The following is a 1288-nucleotide window of genomic DNA, read 5'->3' on the forward strand; positions in this document are numbered from 1 at the left end:
CCTTTTAACCTTCCGGCACCGGGCAGGCGTCAGTCCGTATACGTCGTCTTGCGACTTCGCACAGACCTATGTTTTTAGTAAACAGTCGCCACCACCATTTCTCTGCGGCTCTCCCAGGCTCCAAAGGTGACTTCCTCACCCGGAAGAGCGCCCCTTCTTCCGAAGGTACGGGGTTATTTTGCCGAGTTCCTTGGCCAGAGTTCTCTCGAGCGCCTTGGATTATTCATCCCACCCACCTGAGTTGGTTTGCGGTACGGTCTGATTGTCCTATACTTAGAAGCTTTTCTTGGCAGCCTGGAATCAGTGACTTTGCGGATTGCTCCTTCGTCTCGCCTCTCGGCATTGGTTACGCGGATTTGCCTGCGTCTCCTGCCTACCGGCTTGCACCGGGTATTCCAACTCCCGGATCACCTATCCTCCTGCGTCCCTCCATCGCGCGAACAACCAGGTACGCGAATATTAACGCGTTTCCCATCAGCTACGCATCTCTGCCTCGCCTTAGGGGCCGACTAACCCTGGGAAGATTACCTTTACCCAGGAAACCTCGGGTTTACGGCGAACGGGTTTTTCACCCGTTTTATCGTTACTCATGTCAGCATAATCACTTCTCCACTGTCCACAATGCCTTCCGACACTGCTTCCGCCAGTGAAGAACGCTCCCCTACCACCTGCCTTTACGGCAAATTCAAAGCTTCGGCAGCATGCTTAGCCCCGTTACATTTTCGGCGCAACGTCATTGAACCAGTGAGCTATTACGCTTTCTTTAAACGATGGCTGCTTCTAAGCCAACGTCCTGGGTGTCTCTACAACGTCACCACCTTAACCACTGAGCATGCATTTGGAGGCCTTAGCTGTTGATCTGGGCTCTTACCCTCTCGGCAACGGACCTTAGCACCCGCTGCCTGACTCCTGCGGTATGTCTGAACGGCATTCTGAGTTTGATAGAGTTTGGTAATCTGGTAGGACCCCTAGCTCTGTCAGCGCTTTACCTCCGTCAGATAATCCGCAAGGCTATACCTCAATATATTTCGGGGAGAACCAGCTATCACCGGGTTTGATTGGCCTTTCACCCCTATCCACAAGTCATCCGGAACGTTTTCAGCCGTTGGCGGTTCGGTCCTCCACAAGGCTTTACCCTTGCTTCAACCTGCTCATGGATAGATCACCCGGTTTCGGGTCTGATCCGCACTACTCTCGCCCTATTCAGACTCGCTTTCGCTACGGCTTCACTTACGCTTAACCTCGCAGTACAGATCAACTCGCTGACTCATGTCCCTTCTCTCGTCCC

The 1288-nt window shown here is 53.2% G+C and carries 1 rRNA gene; it reads right to left on the minus strand.

What is annotated here, in order from left to right:
• A 23S ribosomal RNA gene (locus tag U1R88_RS35515) occupies window positions 1-1288 on the minus strand; the annotation flags it as partial.

The organism is Labrys sedimenti, assembly GCF_034424805.1.
Lineage (GTDB): Bacteria > Pseudomonadota > Alphaproteobacteria > Rhizobiales > Labraceae > Labrys > Labrys sedimenti.